At 62.4% G+C, this 26507-nt stretch carries 23 protein-coding genes; 15 read left to right on the top strand and 8 right to left on the bottom strand.

Annotation, left to right across the window (positions count from 1 at the left end; all coding sequences use genetic code 11):
- The first annotated feature begins 149 nt into the window (after window positions 1-149).
- The 3 genes from phoB to tal all read left to right on the top strand — a co-directional run bounded on the left by phoB (window position 150) and on the right by tal (window position 3367).
- Window positions 150-839, top strand: a complete 690-nt coding sequence (phoB, locus tag ACZ9W6_RS07320) for a phosphate regulon transcriptional regulator PhoB (protein WP_465190439.1) — start codon at window positions 150-152, stop codon at window positions 837-839.
- Between the two features lie 3 nt (window positions 840-842).
- Window positions 843-2150: a phosphate regulon sensor histidine kinase PhoR gene (gene phoR, locus ACZ9W6_RS07315; RefSeq protein WP_465190438.1), complete on the top strand. Its 1308-nt coding sequence runs from the start codon at window positions 843-845 to the stop codon at window positions 2148-2150.
- A gap of 155 nt (window positions 2151-2305) precedes the next feature.
- Window positions 2306-3367, top strand: coding sequence for a transaldolase (tal, locus tag ACZ9W6_RS07310; RefSeq protein ID WP_465190437.1), 1062 nt, complete (start codon window positions 2306-2308; stop codon window positions 3365-3367).
- 62 nt (window positions 3368-3429) lie between these two features.
- Here the strand turns inward: tal and ACZ9W6_RS07305 are convergent, their stop codons facing one another.
- Window positions 3430-4287, bottom strand: a complete 858-nt coding sequence (locus ACZ9W6_RS07305; protein ID WP_465190436.1) for a LysR substrate-binding domain-containing protein — start codon at window positions 4285-4287, stop codon at window positions 3430-3432.
- Between the two features lie 96 nt (window positions 4288-4383).
- On the opposite strand from ACZ9W6_RS07305, the gene ACZ9W6_RS07300 reads away from it, so the two are divergent.
- Complete coding sequence (locus ACZ9W6_RS07300) at window positions 4384-5316, top strand: EamA family transporter (protein WP_465190435.1); 933 nt, start codon at window positions 4384-4386, stop codon at window positions 5314-5316.
- A complete protein-coding gene (locus tag ACZ9W6_RS07295; protein WP_465190434.1) occupies window positions 5285-5488 on the top strand; it encodes a 2-hydroxymuconate tautomerase family protein in 204 nt (67 codons plus the stop codon). The genes ACZ9W6_RS07300 and ACZ9W6_RS07295 overlap by 32 nt, the downstream gene beginning before the upstream one ends.
- Window positions 5489-5580: 92 nt before the next feature.
- On the opposite strand, the gene ACZ9W6_RS07290 is transcribed toward ACZ9W6_RS07295, so the two are convergent.
- Together ACZ9W6_RS07290 and ACZ9W6_RS07285 are read right to left on the bottom strand one after the other, a co-directional pair.
- Window positions 5581-6336 carry a methyl-accepting chemotaxis protein gene (locus tag ACZ9W6_RS07290; RefSeq protein ID WP_465190471.1) on the bottom strand — a complete coding sequence of 252 codons (756 nt, stop codon included), beginning with the start codon at window positions 6334-6336 and terminating at the stop codon, window positions 5581-5583.
- Between the two features lie 710 nt (window positions 6337-7046).
- The gene (locus ACZ9W6_RS07285; RefSeq protein WP_465190433.1) at window positions 7047-7580 is read right to left on the bottom strand and encodes a PAS domain-containing protein; all 534 of its coding nucleotides are present in this window, start codon (window positions 7578-7580) and stop codon (window positions 7047-7049) included.
- 250 nt (window positions 7581-7830) lie between these two features.
- On the opposite strand from ACZ9W6_RS07285, the gene ACZ9W6_RS07280 reads away from it, so the two are divergent.
- The 3 genes from ACZ9W6_RS07280 to ACZ9W6_RS07270 all read left to right on the top strand — a co-directional run bounded on the left by ACZ9W6_RS07280 (window position 7831) and on the right by ACZ9W6_RS07270 (window position 10549).
- Window positions 7831-8280, top strand: a complete 450-nt coding sequence (locus ACZ9W6_RS07280; RefSeq protein ID WP_465190432.1) for a hypothetical protein — start codon at window positions 7831-7833, stop codon at window positions 8278-8280.
- A gap of 174 nt (window positions 8281-8454) precedes the next feature.
- Window positions 8455-9651 (top strand): winged helix-turn-helix domain-containing protein, encoded by a 1197-nt coding sequence (locus ACZ9W6_RS07275; protein ID WP_465190431.1) that lies wholly within the window; start codon window positions 8455-8457, stop codon window positions 9649-9651.
- A gap of 76 nt (window positions 9652-9727) precedes the next feature.
- A complete protein-coding gene (locus ACZ9W6_RS07270; RefSeq protein ID WP_465190430.1) occupies window positions 9728-10549 on the top strand; it encodes a hypothetical protein in 822 nt (273 codons plus the stop codon).
- A 183-nt stretch (window positions 10550-10732) separates the two neighbouring features.
- On the opposite strand, the gene ACZ9W6_RS07265 is transcribed toward ACZ9W6_RS07270, so the two are convergent.
- The 3 genes from ACZ9W6_RS07265 to ACZ9W6_RS07255 form a co-directional block, all read right to left on the bottom strand.
- Complete coding sequence (locus ACZ9W6_RS07265; protein WP_465190429.1) at window positions 10733-14059, bottom strand: DNA translocase FtsK; 3327 nt, start codon at window positions 14057-14059, stop codon at window positions 10733-10735.
- Window positions 14060-14174: 115 nt separating this feature from the next.
- Window positions 14175-15098, bottom strand: a complete 924-nt coding sequence (gene rarD, locus ACZ9W6_RS07260; RefSeq protein ID WP_465190428.1) for an EamA family transporter RarD — start codon at window positions 15096-15098, stop codon at window positions 14175-14177.
- 89 nt (window positions 15099-15187) lie between these two features.
- Complete coding sequence (locus ACZ9W6_RS07255) at window positions 15188-16093, bottom strand: LysR family transcriptional regulator (RefSeq protein WP_465190427.1); 906 nt, start codon at window positions 16091-16093, stop codon at window positions 15188-15190.
- Between the two features lie 179 nt (window positions 16094-16272).
- On the opposite strand from ACZ9W6_RS07255, the gene ACZ9W6_RS07250 reads away from it, so the two are divergent.
- On the top strand, window positions 16273-16449 hold the full coding sequence (locus tag ACZ9W6_RS07250) for a hypothetical protein (protein ID WP_465190426.1): 177 nt from the start codon (window positions 16273-16275) through the stop codon (window positions 16447-16449).
- A 74-nt stretch (window positions 16450-16523) separates the two neighbouring features.
- Here the strand turns inward: ACZ9W6_RS07250 and ppc are convergent, their stop codons facing one another.
- Window positions 16524-19232: a phosphoenolpyruvate carboxylase gene (ppc, locus tag ACZ9W6_RS07245; RefSeq protein WP_465190425.1), complete on the bottom strand. Its 2709-nt coding sequence runs from the start codon at window positions 19230-19232 to the stop codon at window positions 16524-16526.
- Between the two features lie 52 nt (window positions 19233-19284).
- Here ppc and ACZ9W6_RS07240 point away from each other — a divergent pair, with 52 nt between their 5' ends.
- The 5 genes from ACZ9W6_RS07240 (at window position 19285) to ACZ9W6_RS07220 (ending at window position 24419) form a co-directional block, all read left to right on the top strand.
- Window positions 19285-20178 (top strand): AEC family transporter, encoded by an 894-nt coding sequence (locus ACZ9W6_RS07240; RefSeq protein WP_465190424.1) that lies wholly within the window; start codon window positions 19285-19287, stop codon window positions 20176-20178.
- Between the two features lie 176 nt (window positions 20179-20354).
- Window positions 20355-21290 (top strand): hydroxymethylbilane synthase, encoded by a 936-nt coding sequence (hemC, locus tag ACZ9W6_RS07235; RefSeq protein ID WP_465190423.1) that lies wholly within the window; start codon window positions 20355-20357, stop codon window positions 21288-21290.
- A 3-nt stretch (window positions 21291-21293) separates the two neighbouring features.
- Complete coding sequence (locus ACZ9W6_RS07230; protein ID WP_465190422.1) at window positions 21294-22028, top strand: uroporphyrinogen-III synthase; 735 nt, start codon at window positions 21294-21296, stop codon at window positions 22026-22028.
- A 144-nt stretch (window positions 22029-22172) separates the two neighbouring features.
- Entirely contained in the window at window positions 22173-23207 is a 1035-nt protein-coding gene (locus tag ACZ9W6_RS07225; RefSeq protein WP_465190421.1) for a uroporphyrinogen-III C-methyltransferase, read from the top strand.
- Between the two features lie 3 nt (window positions 23208-23210).
- A complete protein-coding gene (locus ACZ9W6_RS07220; RefSeq protein ID WP_465190420.1) occupies window positions 23211-24419 on the top strand; it encodes a heme biosynthesis HemY N-terminal domain-containing protein in 1209 nt (402 codons plus the stop codon).
- Window positions 24420-24506: 87 nt separating this feature from the next.
- On the opposite strand, the gene ACZ9W6_RS07215 is transcribed toward ACZ9W6_RS07220, so the two are convergent.
- Window positions 24507-25208, bottom strand: coding sequence for a pseudouridine synthase (locus ACZ9W6_RS07215; RefSeq protein WP_465190470.1), 702 nt, complete (start codon window positions 25206-25208; stop codon window positions 24507-24509).
- Window positions 25209-25340: 132 nt separating this feature from the next.
- Here ACZ9W6_RS07215 and ACZ9W6_RS07210 point away from each other — a divergent pair, with 132 nt between their 5' ends.
- Window positions 25341-26477, top strand: a complete 1137-nt coding sequence (locus tag ACZ9W6_RS07210; protein ID WP_465190419.1) for a GGDEF domain-containing protein — start codon at window positions 25341-25343, stop codon at window positions 26475-26477.
- Window positions 26478-26507 lie beyond the last annotated feature (30 nt).

Raw genomic sequence — 26507 nt, 5'->3', positions numbered from 1 at the left:
ATATATTTTCAACAAAACTAAATGCCATTTGAGACAGCGCACCCGCTTTTTCCAATCATCTCAATTTGCATTTGGCGATGAAGTGTCATATTTCTGTAACGCTGCTTTCCTATCCTTGCCACCATTGATCATGTAAGGATGTCCCACCTATGGCTGCCAACATTCTGCTGGTCGAAGACGAACCAGCGATCCAGGAGCTGATTGCCTTCAACCTGACCCAGGCCGGTCATCACGTGCTGCGCGCCGGTACGGCCGAAGCGGCAATGATGCTGGTCAAGAACGCCCTGCCCGACCTGATCCTGCTAGACTGGATGCTGCCCGGTGCCTCGGGTGTCGAAATCGCACGCAAGCTGCGTGCCGACGAGCGTACCCGCCAGATCCCCATCATCATGCTGACCGCCCGCTCAGACGAGCAGGACAAGATCCAGGGGCTGGAAGCCGGTGCTGACGACTACATCACCAAGCCTTTCTCGCCGCGCGAAATGCTAGCCCGCATCAAGGCCGTGCTGCGCCGCCGTGCACCGCAGATGACCGACGACGCCGTCGAAGTCAAAGGCCTGCGCCTTGATCCGGCCACCCACCGTGTGCTGGGCAATGGCGGCACCATCGATCTGGGCCCGACCGAATTCCGCTTGCTGCACTTTTTCATGACCCATGCCGAGCGCGTGCATTCGCGTACCCAGCTGCTGGATCAAGTGTGGGGCGACCATGTATTTGTTGAAGAGCGCACGGTAGATGTCCACATCCGCCGCCTGCGCAGTGCACTGGAACCTACCGGCCACGACAGTCTAATCCAGACCGTGCGCGGCACCGGCTACCGTTTCTCGGTTCAGGGGTAAATCTTGAATCAGTTCCTGCAGCGCTCCCTGCTGTGGCTGTTGGCCATCAGCCTGGTCTCGCTTGGTTTCTCGCTGATCTTTGGCCACGCCATCGGTCTGCTGGTGCTCAGCCTGTCGGCACTTTGCTGGCTGAGCTTCCACCTGTTTCACATTGCCAAGCTGCTGCAATGGCTTAGCCGCCCTTCGCCCGGTCGCATCCCCGAGGGTTATGGCTCCTGGCACCACATCTTCATGTCGCTGTATCGCCGTGCGCGCAAGCAAAAGCAAAGCAAGCGCAAGCTGTCCAGCATCCTTGAGCGCTTCATCCACGCCGGCAAAGCAATGCCGGACGGCGTGGTGGTGCTTGACGAATATGACCGCATCGAGTGGGTGAATCCGATGGGTGTTCAGCATCTGGGCCTGCATCCGGTTGATGATATCGGCAGCCAGATTCTCAATCTGGTACGCCAGCCCGGCTTTCATGACTATATGGCCGAGCAGAGCTACAGCCAGCCGCTGATCATGCATACCACCAGCCCGGCCGAACGTGTGCTGTCCATTCAACTGGTGCCATTTGACACCACGCGCAAGCTGCTGCTGTCACGCGACATCACCCAGCTGGAGCGGGTACACACCGTGCACCGCGACTTTGTGGCCAACGTTTCCCACGAGTTGCGTACCCCGTTGACCGTGGTCGGCGGCTTTCTCGAAACCCTGTCCGACATGGACAATGTCGATGAAGCCACCCTGCGCCAGTTCTTGCCGATGATGCTGGAGCAATCGCGTCGCATGCAGAGCCTGGTCGAGGACCTGCTGACGCTGTCGCGCATCGAAAACAGCCCGCGCGCGATTGCCCTCGAGAAAATCGACATGCAGGCCATGCTCGAGACACTGATGGTCGAAGCCGAAGGCTTGTCGCAAGGCCGCCATCGCGTGCAGCTCGAACAGCAAAGCGAGCGCTGGATCTGGGGTCACCAGCAAGAGCTGCATTCGGCCTTCGGCAATCTGGTGTCCAATGCCGTGCGCTACACCCCGGACGGCGGCGATATCACCCTGGGCTGGCACATCCGCCCGGATGGCCGTGGCGTGTTCAGTGTGCAGGACACCGGTATCGGCATCCCGCGCGAGCACATCCCGCGCCTGACCGAACGTTTTTACCGTGTCGATCGCGGCCGCTCCCGCGGCAACGGCGGCACCGGCCTCGGCCTTGCCATCGTCAAGCATGTACTGATGCGCCACCATGCCCGTCTGGATATCCAGAGCGAGCCGGAAAAAGGCAGCTGCTTCAGCGTGATTTTCGATGCCGAACAGCTAACCAGCCCCGAGAGCTGATCTCCCTGTCAGGCAAGGCCTGCTACCGCAAGGTGGCAGGCCTTTTTGCCATGTAGTCGCTTTGCTTCACCGCGCTGACGCGCTACGATGACCTGCTCTAGCAGTGCGTGCAAAGACACGCACGCATTCCATGACACTGACTCCGGAATACCGACATGAACCGTCTGCAAGCCATCCGTCCTTTCGGCCAGCGCATCTGGCTGGACAACCTTTCCCGCGAACTGCTGCAAAGTGGCGAACTGGCTCGCCTGCTGGAGGAAGACGGCATTGCCGGCGTGACCTCCAACCCGGCCATTTTCCACAAGGCGATCAGCACCGACCCGCGTTATCGCGAAGAACTGGCCCAGCTGAAAACCGATGCCAGCCTGAGCGCCGAACAGCGTTACGAAAAACTGGTGGTGGCCGACATCCAGGCCGCTTGCGACCTGAACCTGCCGCAATACCAGGCTACCAAGGGTGACGACGGTTATGTCTCGCTGGAAGTATCGCCCGAGCTGTCGCGCGACGAAGCCGGCACCCTGGCCGCCGGCCGCCGCCTGTGGGCCGAGATCAACCGTCCGAACGCGATGATCAAGGTACCGGCCACCCGCGAAGGCATCGCCGCCTTCCAGCAGCTGACTGCCGACGGCATCAATGTCAACATCACCCTGCTGTTCTCGCTGCAGCAAGTCGAAGCGGTATGGGATGCCTATATCGCCGGCCTGAATGCCCGTCACGCCGCCGGCCTGCCGCTGGGTCATGTCAAGGCCGTGGCCAGCTTCTTCCTGTCGCGTGTTGACAGCCTGCTGGACGCACAACTGCCGGCCGAGCTGCAGGGCAAAGTTGCCGTGGCGCTGTCCAAGGCTGCTTACCAGCGCTATCAGGAGCGTTTCCACGGTGAAGAATTCGCCGCACTGAAAGCCGCCGGCGCACGTGCCCAGTTCCTGCTGTGGGCGTCCACCGGCACCAAGAACAAGGCCTACTCCGACGTACTGTACGTCGAGAGCCTGATCGGCGAAGAAACCGTGAACACCGTACCGGACGCCACCCTGGCACTGTTCCGCGACCACGGCAACGCCGCCGCCACGCTGAACACCGGCGCTGACGAAGCACGCGCCACGTTGGCCGCAGCCGCTGCTGCCGGCATCGACTTCGATGCCATCGGCGAGCAACTGCAAAACGACGGCCTGGTGCTGTTCGAAAAAGCCTTTGCCGAACTGCTGGTGCTGACTGCCTGATCCGGCTGAGACCCTATAAAAAAGCGCCCGACGGGCGCTTTTTTGCTTTTCACCCGCGGCCGCTAAACCTCTGTGCGAGCGGCAATCAGCTGTTGCAAGGCATCGAGTGCCGGCAGCTGGCGGCCGCTGCGGCGAATCATTACCGTCTCGGCCGCCGCCACCGGTTCCGGCAACAGATGGCTACGCACCGCTGCTGCCGTCGGCATCATCGCCAACAGTGCCTGCGGCACGATGGCCACGCCCATGCCGCTGGCCACGCAGCTGATCATCGCGTGATAGGAACCCAGCGCCACCACGCGGCCCGGCTGGGCTTTCTGCCCGGCCAGCCACTGCAGCAAGCGGCCACGGTAGGCACAGCCGTGATCAAAAGTCAGCAGGGTCAGCCCGTTGGCGGCGGGCAGCATCATCATGCCCGGCGGGCTGATCAGCAACAGGGTTTCGTGGCTGAAACTTTGCCACTGCAAGCCGGCCTCGCTGCCCGGGTCGCACACCAGCGCGGCATCGAGCTCGCCGGCACGCACGGCGGCTTCCAGCTGGGCACTCGGACCGGTACGCAATTCCAGCTCGACCTCGGGATATTGCTGGTGAAACTCGGCCAACAGGCTCGGCAGATGTATCGCTGCCGTGCTTTCCATCGAGCCCAGGCGCAGGCGGCCGCGTGGCGTATCGCCCGCCACCGCCTGTTTGGCCTCTTCGGCCAGTGCCAGCAGCTGCTCGGCGTAGCCGGCCAGCACCGTGGCCGCCGGGGTTGGCCGCAAGCCACGGCCGTCACGCTCGAACAGGCTGACACCGAGGCTGTCTTCCAGCTGGCGGATGCGGGTGGTGACATTCGATTGCACGCGATGCAGTCGCCGCGCAGCGGCCGTCACCCCGCCTTCGCTCAGCACGGCGCGGAAGATCGCCAGATCGGCAAGGTCCATTATCGTTCTCCATACGAGATGAATGGCTTCATATTAATTCATTATTCATGAAGTCATAGTCATGGCACAGTCAGCTCGTCCCCGACGGAGAGTGTCATGCCTACTGCCAAACCCTGGACCGCGTATGCCTTTGCTGCCGGCTGCGTGCTGATCTGGAGCAGCTTCATGCTGATGTCGCGCCTCGCCGGCTTAAGCGTACTGACGCCGTATGATGTGCTGGCTTTGCGCCTGCTGTGTGGCTGCGCGGTGCTGGCCTTGCTGCCAGCGGCACCCAAGCTGGACAGCAAGCCGCCGCGCCTGTGGCTGATGGCCGCGCTCAGCGCCATCTGCTTTCCCCTGCTCAGCTATGCCGCCGCACGCTGGGTGCCGGCCGCCCATCCGGCCTTGCTGGCCGCCGGCATGCAGCCTTTTATGCTGGCGCTGTTGCTGGTGGTGCTGGGCAAAGGTTGGCCGCAAGCCATACGCCTGCCCGGCTATCTGCTGCTGGCACTCGGCCTGGTGCTGCTGGCGCTGAATCAAACTGCGGCCAACCTTGGACAATGGCTGGGGGATGGCATGTTGCTGCTTGCCGCACTGGCCTGGGTCAGCTACGGCCAGCTGTCGCGCACCGTCACTATCAGTGCCTGGCAGCTCACCCGCTTTGTGACCCACAGTGCCACGCTGCTGTATCTGCCGGTTTACCTGCTGTGGCTGCCCAAACAGCTGCATCTGGCCGATGCCGCTACCTTGCTGAGTCAGGGGCTGTTTCACGGCATTGTGCCGACCATACTGGGCATGCAGTGCTATCTGCGTGCCAGCCAATTGCTGGAGCCGGCACAGCTGGCGGGTTTCATGGCATGGATACCGGTGGTCACCGGCGTGCTGGCCATTCCGCTGCTGGGCGAGCCGCTGTCGCCACTGCTGATGCTGGCCTTGCTGTCGGCCAGTCTGGGCGCCAGCTGGCTTTGTTACCCGCGCCTGCCTGCTTTTTTGTTCAAACCACGCGAAAGGAAACGCCATGCCTTATGTGAATATCAAGATCACCCGTGAGGGTGCCAGCGCCGAGCAAAAGGCCGAACTGATTGCCGGCGTGACCCGGCTGTTGCAACAAGTGCTGGACAAGAACCCGGCCACCACCGTGGTGGTAATTGACGAGGTGGACACGGACAACTGGGGCATAGGCGGCGAAAGCGTTACCGTGCGCCGCGCACGTGGCAGCTAAGGTAACGCCATCCCGCCTGGCTTTTTGCCCGCCCCAAAAACAGACTCGACCCTGGCGGGTCGAGTCGGGTAACAGCGGGCAAGACAGCGGTTTCAGGCAGGCTGCTTCGCCCGCTTGAGTATCGCGCCTGCCGCCTGCTGGCTATCCTGCGCGCCAACCAGTGCTTCCAGCCCTTGCTGCAGGCTGTCACTGGCCGATTCCAGCGTGCTCATCGCGCTGATGATGGCCTCTTCCGGCAAGACACCATCCTGTCGCGCCAGACCCAGTGCCACGCTGATCTGCGTGCGAACTTCACCATCCAGCTGTTGCAGCTCGCGCTGCTGTGCTGATGAGGCCAACGCCAGCAGGGTTTGTGGCAGCACGGCAAAGTCGGCCGCCACCTCGCCGCCCTCTTCCAGCGCGTGGTAAGCCTGCTGCTTGTGCATCACGTGGGCGATTTTCTGCAAGGACAGCTGCGACTGGTCGCGCACCCGCAAGACCTGGCTCAGCATCTGTTCGGATTGTTCGGCCAGCGTGGCAAAGCGCTCGCGGAAGGCTTCGACCGAGGATTTCACCTCGACGGCAATACCGCCCGCCGCACCGGCGCGCTGCTGCATTTCGTCAATCCGGCTCGACAGCGTCGACAGCACCTGCTGCACCTGATGTGCGGTGTTCTTGCTGCGCTCGGCCAGTTTGCGTACCTCGTCAGCCACCACGGCAAAACCGCGGCCCTGTTCGCCAGCACGTGCCGCCTCGATGGCAGCATTCAGCGCCAGCAGATTGGTCTGGTCGGCAATATCCGAAATCGCCGCCAGCGAGCCGGCAATGCCCTGCCATTCGCCAGCCAGCGCCTGGCTGGTGGCATTCATGCTGGTGACGCTGGTGGCAATGGTATCCAGCTGCCCGGTCAGCATGGTGGCACTGTCGAGGCTGCTGCGGGCGCCTTCGGCATTGTCGCCGGTGATGCGACCAACCTGCAGCATGGCTGCATGAATCTGGTCCAGATCCTGCTGGCTGCTGGCCAGATTGCTGCGCAGATGCGGGTTGTTGAGCGCCGACAGCCGCGAGGACAGTCGGTTGCGGCGCACGAATTCGTCATTGTCTTCCATCGCCTGGATGGCGGTATCCATCGCCGCCAGCGACTCGGCCAGCACGCCCGGCAAGCCGCCACGCTGTGGCCGGCGGCCATAGTCGCCCTTGCTGACCGAGGCAAAACAGGTGTTGACCTCCTTGAAGTAGGTCTCGACCTGATCGAGAAAATCATTGAGCTCCCACGCTACCAGGCCGACTTCGCCCATATTGCGCGTATCGGTAGCGCGGTGATGCAACTCGCCCTTGCACGCCAGCTGCAGCTGCTCGTGCAGCGTCTCCAGCAGGTGGAAAATCTTCTCGGCATTACGCCACAACAACACGCTAAGTACCGCGGCAAAGGCGACAAAACCCATGCCCAGCCACTCGTGCATGCGATCGTTGAAGAAGAAGCCGGAAACCACATACGCCAGCAAGAGCAGATTGAAGGCCAGCAACCACCAGACAACCTGGGTGCGCAATAGTGGCGGCCAACGTTTACCAGCCATTTTCATTTGCTGTTCTCCAGAGCCAGTACGAATTGCTGATAACTGCAGCCTTTCTGTTCCAGCATGTTCAAAAGCCAGGCCATCGAAGCGTCCGGCGCATCAGCCTTGCCGTTTTGCGATTCCAGCTTGCACATCTGCTCGTACACCGGTACCAGCGCGGCGATGCTGCTGCGCTTGGGCTGGCGGCGCACCGAGTAATAGCCCGCCAGACGGCCATCAGCGGTGTAATCCGGGGTGATATTGGCAAAGACCCAGTAATGATTGCCATCCGAGGTAAAGTTTTTCACGATGCCGAAAAACTCTTGCCCCGCCTGCAGCGTTTTCCACATCAGGCGGAAAACCCCGCGCGGCATGTCCGGATGGCGAATCAGCTTGTGCGGCTGACCCAGCAGATCATGCTCGGCATAACCGGCAATGCGCATGAAAGTACGGTTGGCATAAGTGATATGCCCGCTCGGGTTGGTCTTGGTAATGATCAGGTCATCCGGTGCCAGCAAGATCTCGCGGCCGCCGGATAAGCGGGTGGACGGTTTCATGGCGTATCTCGACAAGGGTAAGGTCGGGGGCACTATACCGCCGTGATGTGACTGGAATTGCCAGCAACATCCGATAATTGTGCTGTGTCAATTCCAATATCATAGTTGTATATCTTATGCAACATCCTTGCGATGCCACCTACTACCAAATAGGTAGCCGAGACGCCTTAATGAAAATTTAATATAAATGTCATTTATGAATAATATATATGTATAGAATCTTGGCATCCCCAATTTTCAGGAAATAGTCATGAATGCTGCCAAGCGTATCCGCAAGATGATGGAAGAATCGGCCGGCAATGATGCCCAGCTGGATGTGCTGAAGGATCTCGCGATGAGCTTGCAACTTGGCCAGGCATTCGAACTGTCCCGCCTGTATCAGATTGACTACCCCTATTTCAAACTGGCACTGACCCTGCTGGACGACTGGCGGCTTGATCACCACATCGCCAGCCGCAGCAAGCTGGTCGAGCGCCTGTTCTGCCTGTCGCCCGAGTTGATGCTGCCCGCCGAAGCCGAAACAGCAAGCACCTCAGAAATTGTCGCCACAGAAACGGCTGCTGCCGATACCGACAAGCAAGACGATAGCGCCAGTGCTGCACCGCCTGCATGCGAAATCGACGTCACACCGGCAGCCAGCATCGAGGCCACACCAGCCAAGACGACACGCAAGCGCAAACAAACTGTCACGCCGGCATAACATCACGACGGCACAATGATTCCTGACAAGCGTTCCGGATCTGTTTCTGCCTGTCCCTGACTGTATATGCTTTGACCCGCCACTCTCCCGGCGGGTTTTCTTTTGCCGCTTTGCGCCGGCCTGCTTGTTTGTCATCATGCGGTTACCTGCCACCGACTCTGACTGGTTGTTTGCATGACCCCGACACTGACGCTGCAACAAGCCCGCCACCTGCATCTCGCCGCCCAGGGCATGTTGGCCGCAAACCGGCGCAAGGCCGGCAAGGCCGATGTGCTCGCCGCTATCCGCCGCATGGCGCTATTGCAGATCGACACCATCAGCGTGGTCGCGCGCAGCCCTTATTTCGTGCTGTTCAGCCGCCTTGGGGCTTACGAGCCAGCGCATCTGGATGCGCTGCTGGCCGAGGGCGAACTGTTCGAATACTGGGCACACGAAGCCTGCTTTGTCCCGCGAGAAGACTATCGTTTGCTGCGCCACCGCATGCTGGACCCGGCAGCGATGGGCTGGAAGTATTCAGTCAACTGGATGCAGCAACACCGCAGCGAAATCGACAGCCTGCTCGCCCACATCCGCGCCAACGGCCCGGTACGCTCGCGCGACTTCGAGCGCAAGGGCGGCAAAGGCAATGGCTGGTGGGACTGGAAGCCGGAAAAGCGCCATCTCGAAGTGCTGTTCACCTCGGGCGAACTGATGGTGAGCCGGCGCGAAAACTTCCAGCGTGTCTATGATCTGGCCGAGCGCATCTTGCCCGACTGGGACGACGCACGTGACCTGCCAGACCCGCACACTACCCGCCTCGACATCACCCGCCGCAGCTGCGCCGCACTGGGCCTCGTCAAGGCTGAATGGCTGCGCGACTATTACCGGCTGCGCCGTGGCGAGGATGCGGCCAACCTGCGTCATCTGGCCGGGCTTGGCGAGCTGTTGCCGGTCAAGGTCAGCGGCCTCAAGGGCGAGTTTTATGTGCACCACAGCCTGGCCAACGAGCTCGCCCTGGCCGCAGAGCAGCAGCTGAGCGCCACCGCCTGCAGCCTGCTGTCTCCTTTCGACCCCATCGTCTGGGACCGCAAGCGGGCCAGCGAGCTGTTCGGCTTTGACTACCGCATCGAATGCTATACGCCGGCCGACAAGCGCCAGTACGGCTATTTCGTGCTGCCACTGCTGGTACGCGGCCGGCTGGTCGGCCGCCTTGATGCCAAGGCGCATCGCGCACAAGGCATCTTCGAAGTGAAGGCGCTGTATCTGGAAGACGGCATCAAACCCGGCAAGCAGCTGCAACAGGATATCGACCGCTGCGTCCAGCGCGCGGCCGACTGGCATGGCACGCCGCAACTGCAATGGGGCCGGCTGCCAGACGCCTGGCCGGCCTGAGCAGTCAGCTTGCCACGCTAAACCATATGTCATTGCAGTCGATATAATGGGCATCCCGCCGCGAGATGCCCACCTTATGTCCACCATCCATTCCTATCGCAGCAACCTGCTGCCCGAGCGCAAGCTGCGCCTGCAAAATGCGACCGCAGAAAAAACCGCCGCGCAGATTCGCGACACGCTGAAACGCGCGCTCGAAAAGCCCGCCAACACGACACAGCCGGCGGCCAGCCAGCAGCGCAAGGATGCGGCCAAGGCGCGCATCATGGAGCTGAAACAGCGGCTGGACCTGATGCAGCGTTTTTCAGGCCTGGGCAAAGCCAACCCGCAACAGGTCGCCCAGCTGGCGCGCGAGCTGAAAAACCTGGTCGCCCGCTACGCCGGTCTGGAGGGTGGCAGCAGCCCGCTGGGCATGACGGCGACGGCGATGCCGGCTGACAGCAACAGCACTGCCACTGACAACACGGCAGCGGCAACGGCAAGCGCAGAACAAGCTGCGGCCAACGTGGCCACGCCTGACACCACCGAGAGCAAGGCGGAAGCCGATCAGGACGAAGACGCCGCCGACAACACGCCAAACCCAAACGACGTTCCCGCCAACAACCCGCAACAGGCAAACAGCAGCAATGGCGCCGACCAGGACTTTTTCAGCGAGGCCAAAACCCTGGCCCGCCGCATCAAGGCCATGTTGCAGCAGGAAAACCGCCAACTGCATAACGAAGCCGAACAGAAGAAACTCAGGCAAGCCCGTGAGGCGATTCTGGAGATGGACAAGATGCTGCGCGATGCCGAAAGCGCCGTCGCGGCCGACAGCCAGCCCGTCGTCAGCAGCACACAATACGATGCCAGCGGCAGTGCCGGCAGCGAGGTGACCGTTAGCAGCATTTCCATCCATATCTGAAACCAGGCAGTAACTGCGGCTAACAAACAGCCACCGACACCTGACACCGCTGGCAGTAACGCATCCCTTCACCCTTGCTGGCACAGCGCTCAACGTAGTCGCCAACTGGCGAGATGGGCACAAAACGGCACAAGGGCAGCCCGCGGGCTGCCCTTGTCTTTGCTGCCTTGTCGCGCAGAATCCTCAGAACTCGCGCTGTGGTACCAGCACGGTGCGGTTGCCGTTGTTTTCCATCGCACTGACGATGCCGGCCGCTTCCATGTCCTCGATCAGCCGTGCCGCGCGGTTGTAGCCGATGCGCAGCTGCCGCTGTACCGAGGAAATCGACGCCTTGCGCGTGCGCAGCACGATTTCCACCGCCTCGTCGTACAGCGGGTCGGTCTCGGTGGCCGCGGCCAACCTGCCCTTGGCCTCGGTCTGCTCGTCGTCCGCCTCGCTCTCGCCGGTCAGCAGGCCCTCGATATAGTCAGGCTCGCCCCACTGCTTGAGGTACTCGACCACGCTGTGCACTTCCTCGTCGGTGACAAACGCCCCGTGCACGCGCTGCGGATAACCGGTGCCCGGCGGCAGGAACAGCATATCGCCCTGCCCCAGCAGGCTCTCGGCCCCCATCTGGTCGAGAATCGTGCGGCTGTCGATCTTGCTCGATACCTGGAAGGCCACCCGCGTCGGGATATTGGCCTTGATCAGACCGGTAATCACATCCACCGACGGGCGCTGTGTCGCCAGAATCAGGTGAATGCCGGCGGCACGCGCCTTCTGTGCCAGGCGCGCAATCAGCTCTTCGATCTTCTTGCCAGCCACCATCATCAGGTCGGCAAACTCGTCCACCACCACCACGATGAAAGGCAGGGTGTACAGCGGCTCCGGTGTTTCCGGTGTCAGGCTGAAAGGATTGCTCAGACGTTGGCCGCGCGCCTCGGCCGCCAGCACTTTTTCGTTGTAACCGGCCAGATTGCGCACGCCCAGATGGCTCATCAGCCGGTAGCGCTTTTCCATCTCGCCGACACACCAGTTCAGCGCATTGGCAGCCAGCTTCATGTCGGTCACCACCGGTGCCAGCAGGTGCGGAATGTCGTTGTAGATCGACAGCTCCAGCATCTTCGGGTCGATCATGATGAAGCGCACCTCATCCGGCGTCGCCTTGTACAGCATCGACAGGATCATCGCATTGACGCCGACCGACTTGCCCGAGCCGGTCGTACCAGCCACCAGCAAGTGCGGTGCCTTGGCCAGATCGGTCACAACCGGCGCGCCAGAAATATCCTGCCCCAGCGCCAGCGTGAGTTTTGACGCCGAGCGGGTGAATACCTCGGCACCGAAAATCTCCGACAGACGGATCATCTGCCGTTTCGGATTCGGCAGCTCCAGCCCCATGCAGGTCTTGCCCGGAATGGTCTCGACTACGCGAATCGACGCCACGCCCAGCGCCCGCGACAAGTCTTTGCCGAGGTTCACCACCTGGCTGCCACGCACACCGACCGCCGGCTCGACCTCGTAACGGGTAATTACCGGGCCGGCATAGGCATCAACCACCGATACCTTCACCTTGAACTCGGCGCACTTTTCCTCGATCAGGATGCCGCGGTCGATCAGGTATTCCTCGTTCTGCACCACTTTTTCCGCCTCGGGCGGACGCAGCAGCTCCAGGCCCGGCAAAGCCACATCACCGTACACCACCGGCGGTACATGCGGCTTGGCCACTGGTGGCGTGGCCAATGCGGCCTCTACCGTCGCGTATTGCGCTTCGAGTTCGCGCAGGCGCGCCAGCTTGGCAGCCAGCGCCTCGCGGCTCTCAGGGTTGGCCGCAAGCTCTTCGGCGGAGATTTCGTCCGCCGCTGCCGGCGCATACGCGGCAGGGTTCTGCCACGGTGGCAGATCGCTATCGGCACTCGCTACGCTGGCGACTGCCGCACTGCTGCGCAAAGGCTGGCTGATGGCGGCCGCAGGTGTCGCTTCAGCTGCATCGACAAAATGCCAGCCCGGGCCACCGGCCGGCTGTTCGTCCAGCGCGCGCGCCGGTACGTGGGCGGTTTCATCCGGCCAGCGCCAGCCTGTAGTCGCGCTGTTCGGTGCGGCAACATCAGCTGACAAGGTAGTGCTGACAGGCTCGCTGGCGATTTCGCGCTCGACAGCTGCTGACCACGTGGCTGCAGGTGCTGATGCAGCGGGTGTAGCGGGTGTAGCGGGTGTAGCGGCCACGACAACAGCTGCTTCCGGCAGTTCTGACTCAGGGCTGATGGTGTCGGCTGGCGGCAAAGTTTCGGTAGCCAGTGGCGCTGGCGCTACCACGTTGGCCGCCAACACTTCCGCGCTCTTCAGCTGGTAGCTCGACGCCGTCACCACGGTGCCGAATGGCGGCCACAGCGGCTGGGCGGCCTTGTTATCCGTGCTGTCTTCATGCTGTCGGAACGGCTCGTCGCTCGGCAATGCTGTCTCCAGCTCGGCCGGCAGCTCGTCTGCTGCCCTCTCCTCTTCTGCCAGCAACAGCAGCGGCGGTCGCGCGACCTCTTCTTCATGCGGCTGCAGCGCATCCGGAATCAGCAACATCGGTGGCTCTGCTGCTGGCTCTGCGACTGGCTGCGGCTCTGGTTCCGGTGTGGGCTGCGGCTCAGGCAACACCTCATCGGCCTCTCCGGCCGCCAGTGCTTGCTGCGCCTGGCGCTGCTTGAGCTCAGCCTCGCGCCGCTTGCCCAGCAAGGATTCGCGCAGCTGCTGGCGTGCCTGCTCGTTCAGCTCGGCCAGATGTTCGCTGCGGCTAGGCTCGAAATGGCCCAGCAGCGGCTCGCGGTAATCGCTTGGCGTGGTGGTGGTTTCATGCAGGACAACGAAAGGCTTGGGCGGCTCGGGAGCCTCATCGCGCTCGGGATGCAGCTGGCGCACGGCATCGCGCACCTCTTGCGGATCTATCACCGGCAGCACCGGAGCCTTGACCAGCAGCTCGCGGCGGGCGCGGCGTTCGTGTGCGGCCAGTTTCTCGCGGCGGCGCACATCGTATTGCAGATTGCGCTGCACTTCGGCCAGACCGATCACCGGCTTGGCAGCTTCGCGTTGCGGCTCAGGTTTCTTGCGGATGTAACGCGGCACGGCCAAGGGCAGCTCGAGTGTCGGCAGGGCTTCGCTGCGTGGCGGCGGCTCGACAGGCGCCGGCTGCTGGCGTCGTTCGCTCTGGCGTCGTTCGCTCTGGCGGCGTGGCTCGCTGCGTGGCAGCTCGTGGCTGAGCGGCTCCGCCGCGAGTGCGGGAGCTGCCTCTGCAGCAGGCGGCGTGACCGTTTGTGCCGGCGCGGCAGGCTCGTCCGTCTCGGCCAACTGTCGCCGGCGAGGCTGCCAGACTTGTGGCGCATCCGGCTCTTCCTGCTGCCACTGCGGCTCGTCATCCTCCTGACGCAGCGACTCGCCAGACCACCAGGCCTGCCACCCCTGTTGCAGACGGGCCTTGTCTATCCAGCCACGGTGCCAGGCATACGCCAGCGCCGCAGCCCCAATCAGTAACAAGATCAACAACCACATGCACTAATCCATCCAAAGGCTTTGATTCATGCCATATCACATGACATCGCGAAGCCGCATTGTACACGCAGTGCCCGCCCCTGCCTTGCTGGCAATAAAGTGCAAAGTACCGGCCTCAGTGCGCGCTTTTTTGCTGTAAATGCAGGCGTCTTTGCTGACGCAGGGTATGTATGCCGGTCAGCACGATGGCCGCCCAGATCGGGCCGTAAGTCAGCAGGCTGTCGGCGGCTACCGGCTCGCCCAAAAGCGTAATCGCCAGCACGAACAACAAAGCCGGCTCGACATAACCGAGCAAGCCCCACAGCCCCAGCGGCAGCAGATGGCTGGCCGCGATATTGCACAACAGCGCCACAGAGCTGAGCAGGCCCAGGCCCGGCAGCAGCAGCCAGTAGCGCGCATGTTCCAGCACGCCCCATGCTGCCGGCCCCTGCCAGACAATCCACGCCAGTGCCAGCGGGAACATCAGCAACATCTCCAGCGCAAAACCGCACACCGCATCAATGCCGCTGTAACGGCGCAAGACGAAGTACGGCGGGTAGCCCAGCACCACCAGCAAGGTTGGCCACGCCAGCCCCTGGGTGCGCCAGATTTCGTGTGCCACGCCAAGCAAGGCCAGCAGCACCGCCGCCTGTTGCAGGCGATACAGCCGCTCGCCAAACAGCGTGCGGCCAACCAGCACCATCACCAGCGGACAGAGAAAATAGCCTAGCGATACCGACACCACATGGCCGTTGAGCGGTGCCCACATGAACAGCCACAGCTGCACACCCATCAGCGCCGCCATCAAGGCCACCATCCCCAGCAGGCGTGGCTCGCGCCACATGCGTACAAACGTCGCGGCAAACAGCGGCCATTTGCCGCTCAGGCGCAAGATCAGCAGGATGCCCGGCAGCGTGCAGGCAATCCGCCAGGCAAAGATCGCCAGACTATCGAGCGGCACCAGCAGGGTGACATAGCCGGGAAGCATGGCAAACAGGGTCGAGGCCGCCAGTGACAGGGCAATGCCACGGCCGGATAGTGCAGTTGCTGAGTGGGACATGATGGTTCCGGATCGGGTTTGCCGGACATAGTGCCCAAGCCGGCACGATCTATGCAATAAGGGAATCCGGCAATCCCTCAGCCGGTCACTCAGTCAGCCCGATCTTCAAACGCGGCGCGCAGCCGTGGCAGCATGAATTCGCAGAACACCGTGTACTTGCGCGGCATGGGCTGGCGATACGAGTAGACCAGATACACCGGCCAGCGCTCGGCACGCCATGCCGGCAACACCCGCTGCAGCTGGCCGCTGCGGCAATACGGCGCGGCCATATAGTTGGGCAGTATGCTCATGCCCATGCCTTGCAAGGTCGAGGTCAGGCAGGTCAGATACGCCGAGCACTCCAGCACCGGCGCGGCCGCCAGCCAGCTGTGCTGTTCATCGCCACAGTAAAGACTCACCGGCTCGCCTGCGGCATGGCTGATCAGACCCGCAGACTCCAGCTCGGCCGGATGTTGCGGCCAACCTTGCTTTTGCAGCAGCGAAGGTGCGGCATACACGCCCTCTTCGACCACGGCCACCAGTCGCGCTACCAGCGACTCGTCCACCACATTGCGCGCACGCAGGCAGAAGTCCAGCACATCTTCGACCGGATCCTGCACCCGGTTGTCGATGTCCAGCCGCAACCTCAGGCCCGGATAGGCCATGCCCAGCTCGCCCAGCACGGTGGCCAGCACTTGCGAAGTCGACACCATGGTGCTGATGGCCAGCGGGCCGCTGACTTCCTGCTGGGTGCCATCCACCGCCGCCTGCATCTGTTCCAGCGAGCGGCGCAAGGCCTCGGCATGCGGCAGCAACTGCTGCCCCGCCTCGGTCAGCGACAGGCGACGCGTAGTGCGCAACACCAGCATCGCGCCCAGCTGCTTTTCCAGTGCCTTCAACCGCAGGCTGACCATGCTCTTGGTGCAGCCCAATACCTCGGCCGCTGCCGTCATGCTGCCGGTACGCGCAATCGCTTCAAAGGCCAGCACATCATCGGCCGGTGGCATGTGTTTCATAGCGGCAAAACTCGTGTTTAAAAGGATTTTGCTGCCTGAGCGGCGGCCAGGCTCTGCCGCATCAGGCTGGCATTATTGTTTTGAAAAACTCGACAGATAGTCAAGGTTTTGGGCGTTTATCCGCCAACACCCATCAATTAAGCTTCACTTATCAAGTCAAGGACAACAGTGAGGCAAACATGATGATCTGGCAACAACTCCCTAAGCTCTATCGCAAGACCCTGTCGGCGCTGGCGCCGTCGTGGCAGCCAGAACAGGCGCTGCCTTGCGAATTCGATGACTGCGATTGCGATGCCCGCCGCCGCGACATACAGCGCGAAGAGGCCCGCCAGCTGGTACGCCAGCGCTTTTTCTGAGCGGTGTCAGCATGAACAAGGGCAGCCCGCAGGGCTGCCCTTGTTGTGTTTACAGCAAAGCCTTGCGGCCAACCTTAGCCACTGTTACGCAGCCCGGCCGAGATGCCGTTGATGGTCAGGTGAATCGCGTACAGTGCGGCGGCGTCGTCCGGCTCCTGACGCAGACGCTCCAGCAATTGCACCTGCAGCAGGTTCAGCGCATCCAGATACGGCAGTCGGGTGTCGAGACTGCGCGCCAGCGTCGGATTGCCTTGCAGCAGCTTGTCCTGCCCGGTAATGGCAAAGAAAGCCTGCAGGGTGCGGCCGTGCTCGGCATTCAGCCGCGCAAACAGACTGTCGGCCAGGCTCTGGTCCGCCACCAGACCAGCGTAGCGGCGGGCAATCTGCAGATCGGCCTTGGCCAGTACCTGCTCCATATTGGACAGGATCACCTGGAAGAACGGCGAGGCCGCATGCAGGGCGCGCAGCTGGGCCAGGCCCTTGTCCTCGCCATGACGGGCGAGGAAGTCGGCCACGGCCGAGCCAAAGCCATACCAGCCCGGCAGCATCACCCGCGACTGCGACCAAGAGAACACCCACGGAATCGCGCGCAGGTCCTTGATGCTGGCCAGCGTCTTGCGCGAGGCCGGGCGGCTGCCGATATTCAGCTTGGCAATCGCGCTGATCGGCGTCGCCTCCATGAAGTAGGACATGAAGCCCGGCGTCTCGACCAGCTCGCGATAGGTGCGGAAGGCGGTGGCAGACAGCTCGGCCAGCACACTTTCGTCGGTATGGGCGGCGGCCACCGGTGCCAGCGTAGATTCCAGCGTGGCGGCGACCAGCGCCTCGAGGTTACGGGTGGCGTTGTCGGGGTCGGCAAACTTGGCGGTGATGATCTCGCCCTGTTCGGTAATGCGGATGCGGCCAACCACGGTACCGGCCGGCTGCGCCATGATGGCCTCGTAAGACGGGCCGCCACCGCGACCGACCGAGCCGCCACGGCCATGGAACAGGCGCATTTTCACGCCGGCGGCGTCAAACACGCGCACCAGGCGCTGTTCGGCCTGGTACAGCTCCCACTGGCTGGTCAGATAGCCGCCATCCTTGTTGCTGTCGGAGTAACCGAGCATCACCTCTTGCACCCCGCCACGGCTCTTCAGCAGTTGCTGGTACCACGGCAGCGCAAACAGCTGCTGCATGATGCCGTGCGAGGCATCGAGGTCGGCGATGGTCTCGAACAGCGGTACCAGATTCAGGCCGATGGTCGGGATGCCGCCATCCAGACGCAGCAGGCCGGATTCCTTGCACAGCAGCGCCAGCGCGAGGATGTCGGACACCGTCGCGCAGTTGGAGATGATGCACTGGGCAATCGCGCCCTCGCCCAGCTCGCGCTGCACGATGGCCGCCTCGCGGAAGATCGCCAGCTCTTTCTGGCTGTCTTCGCTGTAATTGAGGAAAGGCGAATACAACAGGCGCGGCGTGGCCAGCTCGCGCAGCAGCACGCGCACACGCGCCGCTTCGTCCAGCGCCGGGTAGTGCTCGAGGTTGGCCGCAGCCAGCAGCTCGGCCACTACGGCGGCGTGTTTTTCGGCATGCTGGCGCAGGTCCAGCGGCATCAGATAGAAGCCGAACACATCAACCGCCCGCATCAGCCGGCCCAGACGGCCGTCAATCAGCAGGCCGCTGCCGTGCGCACTCAGCGAGTCAGCCAGTACTTGCAGATCAGCCAGCAAGGCGGCGGCATCAGCATACGTTTCACCAGCTGTCCAGCGGCCGCGCTGTGACAGCCCCAGCTCGGCGGCCTTGGCCGACAGGCGGCCTTCGATGCTGGCCAGCGCCAGCCGGTACGGCTCTTCCTGACGGCTTTGTGCGGTATCCGGCGAATGTTGCGCCAGCAAATGCACGGCCATCGATACCTCGATATGACGGGACGACAGCGACAGCTCACGGTACAGCCCGGCCAGCTCGTAGAAATAATGTTTGAAGGCGACTTCGGCCTGACGCGTCACCGCATGGCGCAGCACCTTGGCATCTACATTCGGGTTGCCATCGCGGTCGCCGCCGATCCAGCTGCCGATACGCAGGAAGGACGGCACGTCGGCCTTCTTGCCCCACAACTCGCCGATCTGCTTGCCGAGTCGATCGTACAAGGCCGGCAGCGCCTGGAAGAAAGACAGCGGGTGGTAGGCGACGCCGTTTTCGATTTCATCGGCAACAGTCATCTTGAACGAGCGGATTTCGGTGGTCTGCCACAGGGCGTGAATCACGCGCTGCAGCTTGGCCTCGACTTCCTGCTCTTCTTCCGGGGTAATCTCTGGCGAAGACAGCTGCAGCAGGAATTTGCGCACGGCGCGATGGCCGTCCAGCACGCTCTGGCGCTGGACTTCGGTCGGGTGGGCGGTCAGCACCGCGCTGACGCTGGCTTCCTGCAAGGCATTGTCCAGACTGCTGAAATCGACGCCGGATTCATGCAGCTTGCTCAGCGCATGGCTGAGGCTGCCGCGCTGTGGCGCACTGCCGGCACGCTGGTGGGCGCGGCGACGGCGCGCGTGGTGCAGGTCTTCTGCAATATTGAACAGCTGCGAATACAGGCCACAGGCACGTACCAGCGCTGCCGTGGTGGCAGGCGACAGGCGCTGCACCAGTTCGTCGGTGTGCTGGTCGTGCTGTTGGGCACCGGCCGGAATGGCGCGGATTTCCTCGACGACTTCGGCGCCTTCCTGCTCCAGCAGCAGGGCCTCCAGCAAACGGTTGAGACGCGCAATGTCATTGCGCAGCGGCAAGTCCTTATCCTGATCTGTCATACTCCGATTTCCCTAATTGTTATGTGTTCCGGCATCCTGCAGGATGCGCGTCATGTCGCCAGCACTCATTCTTTTACCAGACTTCCTGCTGATCCTGTCCGGCTTTGCCCTCAGGCGCAGCAATCTTTTGTCTGCCGCCTTCTGGGCCGAAACCGAGAAATTCGTCTACTTCGTCCTGTTTCCGTCGCTGCTGTTCCGCTCGCTGGCCCGCGCCACGCTCGATCTGCAAGCCAGCCTGCCGATGCTGGCACTGGGCCTGTGCTTTACTGTCAGCGCCTTTTTGCTAGGCAACCTCGCCAAGCCTTTGTTCCGCATGAGCCAGCAGAGCTTTGCCGCCGGCAATCAGGGCGCCTACCGTTTCAACACTTATGTCGCGCTGGCGGTAATGGGCACGCTGGCCGGCAATGACGGCATTGCGGTGATTGCCCTGCTGTGCGGCGCCATGGTGCCGGTGGTCAACCTGATGGCCGTCTGGCAACTGTCGCGCGACAGCGAACAGGGCATGCTGCAAGAGCTGCTGCGCAACCCCATCATCTGGGGCATCCTCGCCGGCCTTGCGGCCAACCTGTCCGGCCTTGTCATTCCTGCCCCGCTGTTCAAAGCCATCGATCACCTTGCCGCCGCCGCACTGCCGCTGGGCCTGCTGACCGTGGGTGCCGGCCTGCGCTTTGCCGCCGTGGCGCGTCATCTCGGCCCCTTGTGCTACTGGAACATCATCAAACTGCTGTTGCTGCCGCTGCTGACGGTCAGCCTGCTGCCGTATTTCGGCGTACAGGGCATCTACCGTGACGCCGCGCTGGTGATGAGCATGCTGCCCACCGCCACTTCGGCCTACATCCTGGCGGTACGCATGCGCGCCGATGGCCAGCTGGCTGCCGCCATGGTGACCACCAGCACGCTGGCCGGCATGCTGACCCTGCCTCTGATGCTGAGCTGGCTGCGTTAAAGCCGCGACCAGCCTGGCGCAATGCAACAAAACCATCCTGCCGCAAAATACCTATGCAGTGTAATTAAACTACACGTAATGTTGCAGCTACACACACCCTGTGCGGCATCAAGGTTGGCCGCAAGCTGCATGCTAGAATGGCGGCCATTGCCTATTGTCCCGACAGGACCCGTTCCATGAAGCAACTCGTTATCGCCAGCCGCGAAAGCAAACTCGCCATGTGGCAGGCCGAACATATCAAGGCCCGCCTTGAAGCCCTCTACCCCGAGCTGACGGTCAGCATCCTCGGCATGACCACCCAGGGCGACCAGATCCTCGACAAGACGCTGTCCAAGATCGGCGGCAAGGGCCTGTTCGTCAAAGAGCTCGAAGTTGCGCTGCAGGAAGGCCGCGCCGACATTGCCGTGCACTCCATCAAGGACGTGCCGATGAATCTGCCGGAAGGCTTTGCCCTCGCCGCGATCTGCGAACGCGAAGACCCGCGCGACGCCTTTGTCTCCAATAAATACGCCAGCCTTGCCGAGCTGCCGCAAGGCGCGGTGGTCGGTACTTCCAGCCTGCGTCGCGAATCCCAGCTGCGCGCGCGCTTCCCGCATCTGACCATCAAGCCGCTGCGCGGCAATGTGCAGACCCGTCTGCGCAAGCTGGACGACGGCGAATTCGACGCCATCATCCTTGCCGCCGCCGGCCTCAAGCGCCTGGAGCTGTCCGAACGCATCCGCAGCGAACTGGCTCCGTCCGAAAGCCTGCCGGCTGTCGGCCAGGGGGCTTTGGGCATCGAGATCCGTGCTGACCGCCAGGACCTGGTCGAACTGCTGGCACCGCTCAATCACGACGACACCCACGCCTGCGTCAGCGCCGAGCGTTCGCTGTCGCGCGTACTGGGCGGCAGCTGCCAGATTCCGATCGGCGGCTTTGCCACCATCACCGACAACGTCATCACCCTCGGCGGCTTTGTCGCCCACCCGGATGGCTCGGTGATGCTGACCGCCAGCGCCAGCGCGCCACGCGACTACGCCGATGCACTCGGTCGCGCCGTCGCCAAGAAGCTGCTGGATCAGGACGCCGCCCCGCTGATCGCCGCGGTCATCGCCGAACAGCAAGGCCGCTAAGCCATGCTGCCTGTGCTGCTGACCCGGCCTGCCGGCCAGCAAGCCGAACTGGCAGCGGCACTCGCCGCTGCCGGCCATCAGCCGCATGATTTTGCGCCGCTGGCACTGCAACCCGACACCACGGCACTGGCGCAGCTGCCAAGGTTGGCCGCACAAGCCGACTGGCTGGTCTTTGTCAGCCCGTCGGCCATCGACATTGCCTGGCCGGCGCTGGCTGACACACTGGCCTCAAGCACGCGGCTTGCCTGCGTTGGCCGCAAGAGTGCCGAACGGCTGGCCGCCGCCAGCGGCCGTGCGGTGCTGTTTCCGCCGGAAGGTCTCGACAGCGAAGCACTGTTGCAGCTGCCCGAGCTGCAGACGATGGCAGGACTATCCGTATTGATCATACGCGGCGAGTCCGGCCGTGCCTTATTGGGGGATACCCTGCAGGCACGCGGCGCGGCGGTGCGCTATGTCGCCGCCTACCGCAGCGTGGCACAAGCACCGGACTGGGCCTTGTTTGACCAGCTGCTGACCCGCAATGGCCGCCTTGTCATCCAGATCAGCAGCAGCGAGATCGCCCATGCGCTGTTTGCCAGCGCCGGGGCCGAACGACGAACACAGTTGGCCGCACAGACCTTTTGCACCTTTCATCCACGCATCGCCGCCACGCTGGCCGCTTATGGCGTACAGCATTGCCTGCACGCAGCTGATGGCAGCGCGACTGCACTTATCGAAAGCCTTGCCGCACTTGGCTGAATGAGGGCATGCTGAGGCCAATCAGGGTCAAGCTTGCTGGCAGCCCCCTGCTGCTGACGTTACAATGCACACAGAATGGCGGCACGAAACCGCCCCGATTGAACCTGGGCGCAAGCCCACTCACGCATGGTTTCTCCTCGTCCTATGAGCGATAGCACACCTGTTGTTGAGACCGGCACCCGCACGCCGGCGAAACCGACCGTCAATCTGGCGCTGATCATCGCCTGCATCGCGCTGGGCGTGACCGGCTGGCAGTATCTCGAAACCCGTCAGCAGCTCAATGCCGTGCAGCAGGCGCTGGCCAGCCGTCTGGCCGATGCCGGCGGCAGTGCCAAGGCCGTGCAGCAGCAGGTCGAACAGACCCGCGCCAATACCCACGAGCTGCAAGCCAAGCTGACCCTGGTCGAAGCCCGCGTCAACGAGTCGGCCGGCCAGTACGCCACCCTCAGCGGCATGTATCAGGAGCTGACCAAGGATCGCAGCGACTGGCTGTTGTCCGAAGTCGAACACACACTGGCGATTGCCAGCCAGCAATTGCAGCTGGCCGGCAATGTCAGCGGTGCCGTCACTGCACTGGAAATGGTCAACGACCGCCTGTCGCGCTTTGACAATCCGGCACTGATTCCGGTCAAGCGTGCCGTCGCACAAGACCTCGAGACCCTGAAGGCGCTGCCCTATCTCGACAGCGTCGGCCTGACCTTCAAACTCGATGCGCTGATGCAGGGTGCCGAAACCCTGCCGCTGGTGATCGACCATCACCGCCTTGATGGCGGTGAGCTGACCACGGTCAAGCTGCTGCCAGCCAATGCGCCATGGTGGGAACGTCTGGTCGCCGATGTCAGCCAGAGCCTGGGCGAGCTGGTACGCATCCGCCGCCTCGACAAGCCTGAAGCACTGCTGCTGTCGCCGGAACAGGCATTCTTCCTGCGTGAAAACCTCAAGCTGCGCCTGCTGGACGCGCGTCTGGCACTGATCCAGCGCGATGGCGCGACTTATCAGGCCGATCTCGCCGCAGCCAAGCAATATGCCGGCCGCTACTTCGACGGCAATGCCCAGGCCACACAAAAATGGCAAAACCAGCTGGCCGAGCTGGCCGAGGTCAAACTCAATGTCGCCCTGCCCGATCTGTCTGCCAGCCTGAAAGCCGTGCGTGAAACGCAGGGCAACAAAGAGGGCTAAACCATGAGATTCGTATTCTGGGTAGTCGGGCTGTTTGCCCTCGCAGTGCTGATCGGCCTTGCCTCGACCATCAACACCGGTTACGCCATCCTGTTCGTGCCGCCTTATCGCATGGAAGTGTCGTTCAACTTCCTGATCATCGCGGTGGTGCTGCTGATCCTGCTGGCTTATGCCGTGCTGCGCCTGTTGGGCATTGCGGCCAACCTGCCGCACGAGGTGCGCACCTATCAGCGCCAGAAAAAGCTCAAGGCCTCCCGCCATGCGCTGCGTGAAGCCGCGATCTCGCTGTTCGAAGGCCGTTTCCAGCGTGCCGAGCGCGAAGCGATCAAGTCCATTGACGACGAGTATTCCGCCGAAAACCGTGGCCTCGCGTTGCTGATTGCCGCACGCAGTGCCGCCGGCATGCAGGATGACGGCCGTCGTGACGGCTATCTGGCCCGTCTCGAAGACATGCCCGAACGCATCCAGCTGGCGCGTCACATGCTCGAAGCGCAAATCCGTGTCGATACCAAACAGCCGCTGGAGGCATTGGCCAGCATCGAACGCGCCCGCGCCATCAATGCCAACCTGACCTCGGCACTGCTGCTGGAACTCAAAGTCAGGTTGCTGTTGAAACAGCCTGAGCAGATTCTGGCGCTGACCGAAAAGCTGCTGAAATCCGAGGCACTGCCAGCCGAGCAGGCACGCCGCTACCGTCTGGTGGCCTACCGCCAGCAGCTGGCCGGTTTTACTTCAGCACGCGAAGTACGCGACTGGCTGAAGAAAGTGCCGAGTGTCGAGCGGCAGAATCCTGATCTGGTAGTCGAAACGGCACGTCAGTTGCTGGCACTGGAAAGCTACGATATGGCCGCCGAACTGATTGCCAGCGCCTTGTCGGACGACGAGCAGGCGACGCCGGAACTGGCGCGCGAGCTTGGCCAGCTGGCTGGCCACCTCGATAGCCAGCGCCGCCTGACCTTGATGCGCGATGCCGAAAGCTGGCTGAAATCGCGCCCGGACGACCATATGCTGTTGCTGGCACTGGGCCGTCTGGCGCTGGCCGAACAGCTGTGGGGCAAGGCGCAGAGTTATCTGGAAGCCAGCCTGTCACTGCAGCCTACCCTCAGCGCCCACGCCGAACTGGCGCGCCTGTGCCTGCGTCTGGAAAAAGGCGAACAGGCCGCCCAGCATCAGCAAAGAGCACTGGAACTCGCGCTGGAGCAAGGCCACTAGGCGGTGTGCGCCAAAACAGAAAGCCGTCACCCAGGGTGACGGCTTTTTTACGTCTATGTTGGCCGCAAGCCCAGCCTGGCCGCCAGCTCAGAATCCCAGCAAGGCCAGTTCTTCCGATGTCAGCAACCGCCATTCGCCTTGTTGCAACTCGCCAAGCGTCAGCTCGCCCATTGCCAGGCGGTGCAGCTGCTCGACACGATTGCCTGCCGCCGCCACCATGCGCTTGACCTGATGGTATTTGCCCTGGGTAATCGCCATATCCAGCACATATTCGTCGACTTGCGCCACCATGGTGGCCGCCAATGTTTCTGTTTCATCATGCAGCAGCACACCCTCGCGCAAAGCCGCGAGCAAGTCGGCGCTGACCGGATGTCGCGTGGTCACGCGATAGGTTTTGGGGATAAGTTTGCGCGGCGAGGTGAGGCTGTGGACAAATTGGCCATCTGTGGAAAACAGCAGCAAGCCGGTGGTATCCACATCCAGCCGGCCCACCGCTGACACGCCCAGATTGTTCAGTTGCCACGGCAGCAGGCTGTAAACGCTGGCGTGATGCTGCGGCTGGTGCGAGGTTTCATAATCGGCGGGCTTGTGCAGCAACAGATACAAGGGATCAGGCAGCGGCTGCCACGGCTCGCCATCGACCTCGAGCCGGCTTTGCTCCGGGTCAAAAGCTTCGCGCCAACGCGTGACGATGTCGCCATCGATGCTGACGAGACCGGCCTCGATCAGTTCGCGACAAGCCTTGCGCCCGCCAAAGCCTTGTTGTTGCAGATATCGGTACAGTTCCATAGCCGCAAGTCTAGCATTCATGCGGCAGATTCCATGCTTTCGCGTACTCGCCTTCTATCGCACTGCAGCATCCACGGCTTGGTTCGTGTTAGAATCATCGTCTTTTTTCGATAATTTCCGACCGCCGTCAATATGAATCTTGACCCGAGCACACTGCTCGCTGCCACTGCCATGACTTATGCACTAGGCGGCTTGCTGGTTTATGCCGGCAGGGACATTTACAACTCCCGCGGCGCGGAGTGGCGCTGGCTTGGCGGCTCGCTGCTGCTGGCCACGCTGTTATTCCTGCTTGGTCATCCGGACGTCGGCAGCCTGTCGGCAGCCTGGTTGTTGCTGCTGCCGCTGGGGCATGAGCTGTTGCAGGACTCAGTAGCCCGCCAGCTCGATCTGCGACGGCCATTCTGGTGCCATCGCTACAGCCACCTGGCCAGTGCCGTGCTGCTCTTGCTGGCCAAGGCCAGCGGTCAACCCGCGTGGCTGTTATTCACCGTCTTGCTGCTGCTGATCGGTTTTCAGGCCGGCATGGCCTGGCTGTTGTTGTGCAAGCCACGCAAGCGCAGCCATGCGGCCATGCTGCTGTCGCTATCGGGCATGGTGTTCTCGACTTATCTGCTGTGGCTGAGTGGCAAAGTCCTGCTATCAGACGGTATCGCCTCCCATGATGAAGGCCCCTTGATGTTGCTGCTGCTGGCCAACGCTCTGGTCATGCAGCTCTCCATCGTGCAGATCCAGCGCGACCAGCAATATCACCAGCTCAGCAGGTTGGCCGCACTCGACCCGCTGACCGGCATCTTCAACCGTCGCACCTTTTTCAATCTGGCCCAGCGCCAGATGTCCATTCATATCCGCCATCAGCGTGCGTTATGCCTGTTGATGATTGATCTGGACCACTTCAAGAAACTCAACGATACCTACGGCCATGCCTGCGGCGACCAGGCCTTGCGTGCCGTCGCCGATTGCCTGTGCGACATCGTGAGGCAGGGTGACTTGTTTGCCCGTATCGGCGGCGAAGAGTTCTGCCTGCTGCTGCCGGAAACCTCGCTGGAGGGCGGGCAGCTGGTTGCCGGCAAACTGCTGGAGGCGATCAACGCGATTCCTGCGGCCAACGTACAGAATGCATTGCCACTGACTGCCAGCATCGGCGTCGCCAGCATGATCCCGGCTCACCCGGGCGACTGGCAGCAGCTGTTTGATCGTGCCGACAGTTGTCTGTACCAGGCCAAAAAACAGGGCCGTAATCAAGTCATTGCTGCCGGCGCGCCAAACTGAACGAAACACTGTGTTCTGGCCGGCCGGACA

Source organism: Vogesella lacus (assembly GCF_979366295.1).
This window is presented reverse-complemented; position numbering and strand designations above follow the sequence as displayed.

Excerpts from the sequence above, each read along its gene's own strand:
- phoB (WP_465190439.1), top strand. The coding sequence starts at position 150 with ATGGCTGCCAACATTCTGCTGGTCGAAGACGAACCAGCGATCCAGGAG.
- tal (WP_465190437.1), top strand. The coding sequence starts at position 2,306 with ATGAACCGTCTGCAAGCCATCCGTCCTTTCGGCCAGCGCATCTGGCTG.
- ACZ9W6_RS07305 (WP_465190436.1), bottom strand. The coding sequence starts at position 4,287 with ATGGACCTTGCCGATCTGGCGATCTTCCGCGCCGTGCTGAGCGAAGGC.
- ACZ9W6_RS07300 (WP_465190435.1), top strand. The coding sequence starts at position 4,384 with ATGCCTACTGCCAAACCCTGGACCGCGTATGCCTTTGCTGCCGGCTGC.
- ACZ9W6_RS07295 (WP_465190434.1), top strand. The coding sequence starts at position 5,285 with ATGCCTTATGTGAATATCAAGATCACCCGTGAGGGTGCCAGCGCCGAG.
- ACZ9W6_RS07290 (WP_465190471.1), bottom strand. The coding sequence starts at position 6,336 with ATGAATGCCACCAGCCAGGCGCTGGCTGGCGAATGGCAGGGCATTGCC.
- ACZ9W6_RS07285 (WP_465190433.1), bottom strand. The coding sequence starts at position 7,580 with ATGAAACCGTCCACCCGCTTATCCGGCGGCCGCGAGATCTTGCTGGCA.
- ACZ9W6_RS07280 (WP_465190432.1), top strand. The coding sequence starts at position 7,831 with ATGAATGCTGCCAAGCGTATCCGCAAGATGATGGAAGAATCGGCCGGC.
- ACZ9W6_RS07275 (WP_465190431.1), top strand. The coding sequence starts at position 8,455 with ATGACCCCGACACTGACGCTGCAACAAGCCCGCCACCTGCATCTCGCC.
- ACZ9W6_RS07270 (WP_465190430.1), top strand. The coding sequence starts at position 9,728 with ATGTCCACCATCCATTCCTATCGCAGCAACCTGCTGCCCGAGCGCAAG.
- ACZ9W6_RS07265 (WP_465190429.1), bottom strand. The coding sequence starts at position 14,059 with ATGTGGTTGTTGATCTTGTTACTGATTGGGGCTGCGGCGCTGGCGTAT.
- rarD (WP_465190428.1), bottom strand. The coding sequence starts at position 15,098 with ATGTCCCACTCAGCAACTGCACTATCCGGCCGTGGCATTGCCCTGTCA.
- ACZ9W6_RS07255 (WP_465190427.1), bottom strand. The coding sequence starts at position 16,093 with ATGAAACACATGCCACCGGCCGATGATGTGCTGGCCTTTGAAGCGATT.
- ACZ9W6_RS07250 (WP_465190426.1), top strand. The coding sequence starts at position 16,273 with ATGATGATCTGGCAACAACTCCCTAAGCTCTATCGCAAGACCCTGTCG.
- ppc (WP_465190425.1), bottom strand. The coding sequence starts at position 19,232 with ATGACAGATCAGGATAAGGACTTGCCGCTGCGCAATGACATTGCGCGT.
- ACZ9W6_RS07240 (WP_465190424.1), top strand. The coding sequence starts at position 19,285 with ATGTCGCCAGCACTCATTCTTTTACCAGACTTCCTGCTGATCCTGTCC.
- hemC (WP_465190423.1), top strand. The coding sequence starts at position 20,355 with ATGAAGCAACTCGTTATCGCCAGCCGCGAAAGCAAACTCGCCATGTGG.
- ACZ9W6_RS07230 (WP_465190422.1), top strand. The coding sequence starts at position 21,294 with ATGCTGCCTGTGCTGCTGACCCGGCCTGCCGGCCAGCAAGCCGAACTG.
- ACZ9W6_RS07225 (WP_465190421.1), top strand. The coding sequence starts at position 22,173 with ATGAGCGATAGCACACCTGTTGTTGAGACCGGCACCCGCACGCCGGCG.
- ACZ9W6_RS07220 (WP_465190420.1), top strand. The coding sequence starts at position 23,211 with ATGAGATTCGTATTCTGGGTAGTCGGGCTGTTTGCCCTCGCAGTGCTG.
- ACZ9W6_RS07215 (WP_465190470.1), bottom strand. The coding sequence starts at position 25,208 with ATGGAACTGTACCGATATCTGCAACAACAAGGCTTTGGCGGGCGCAAG.
- ACZ9W6_RS07210 (WP_465190419.1), top strand. The coding sequence starts at position 25,341 with ATGAATCTTGACCCGAGCACACTGCTCGCTGCCACTGCCATGACTTAT.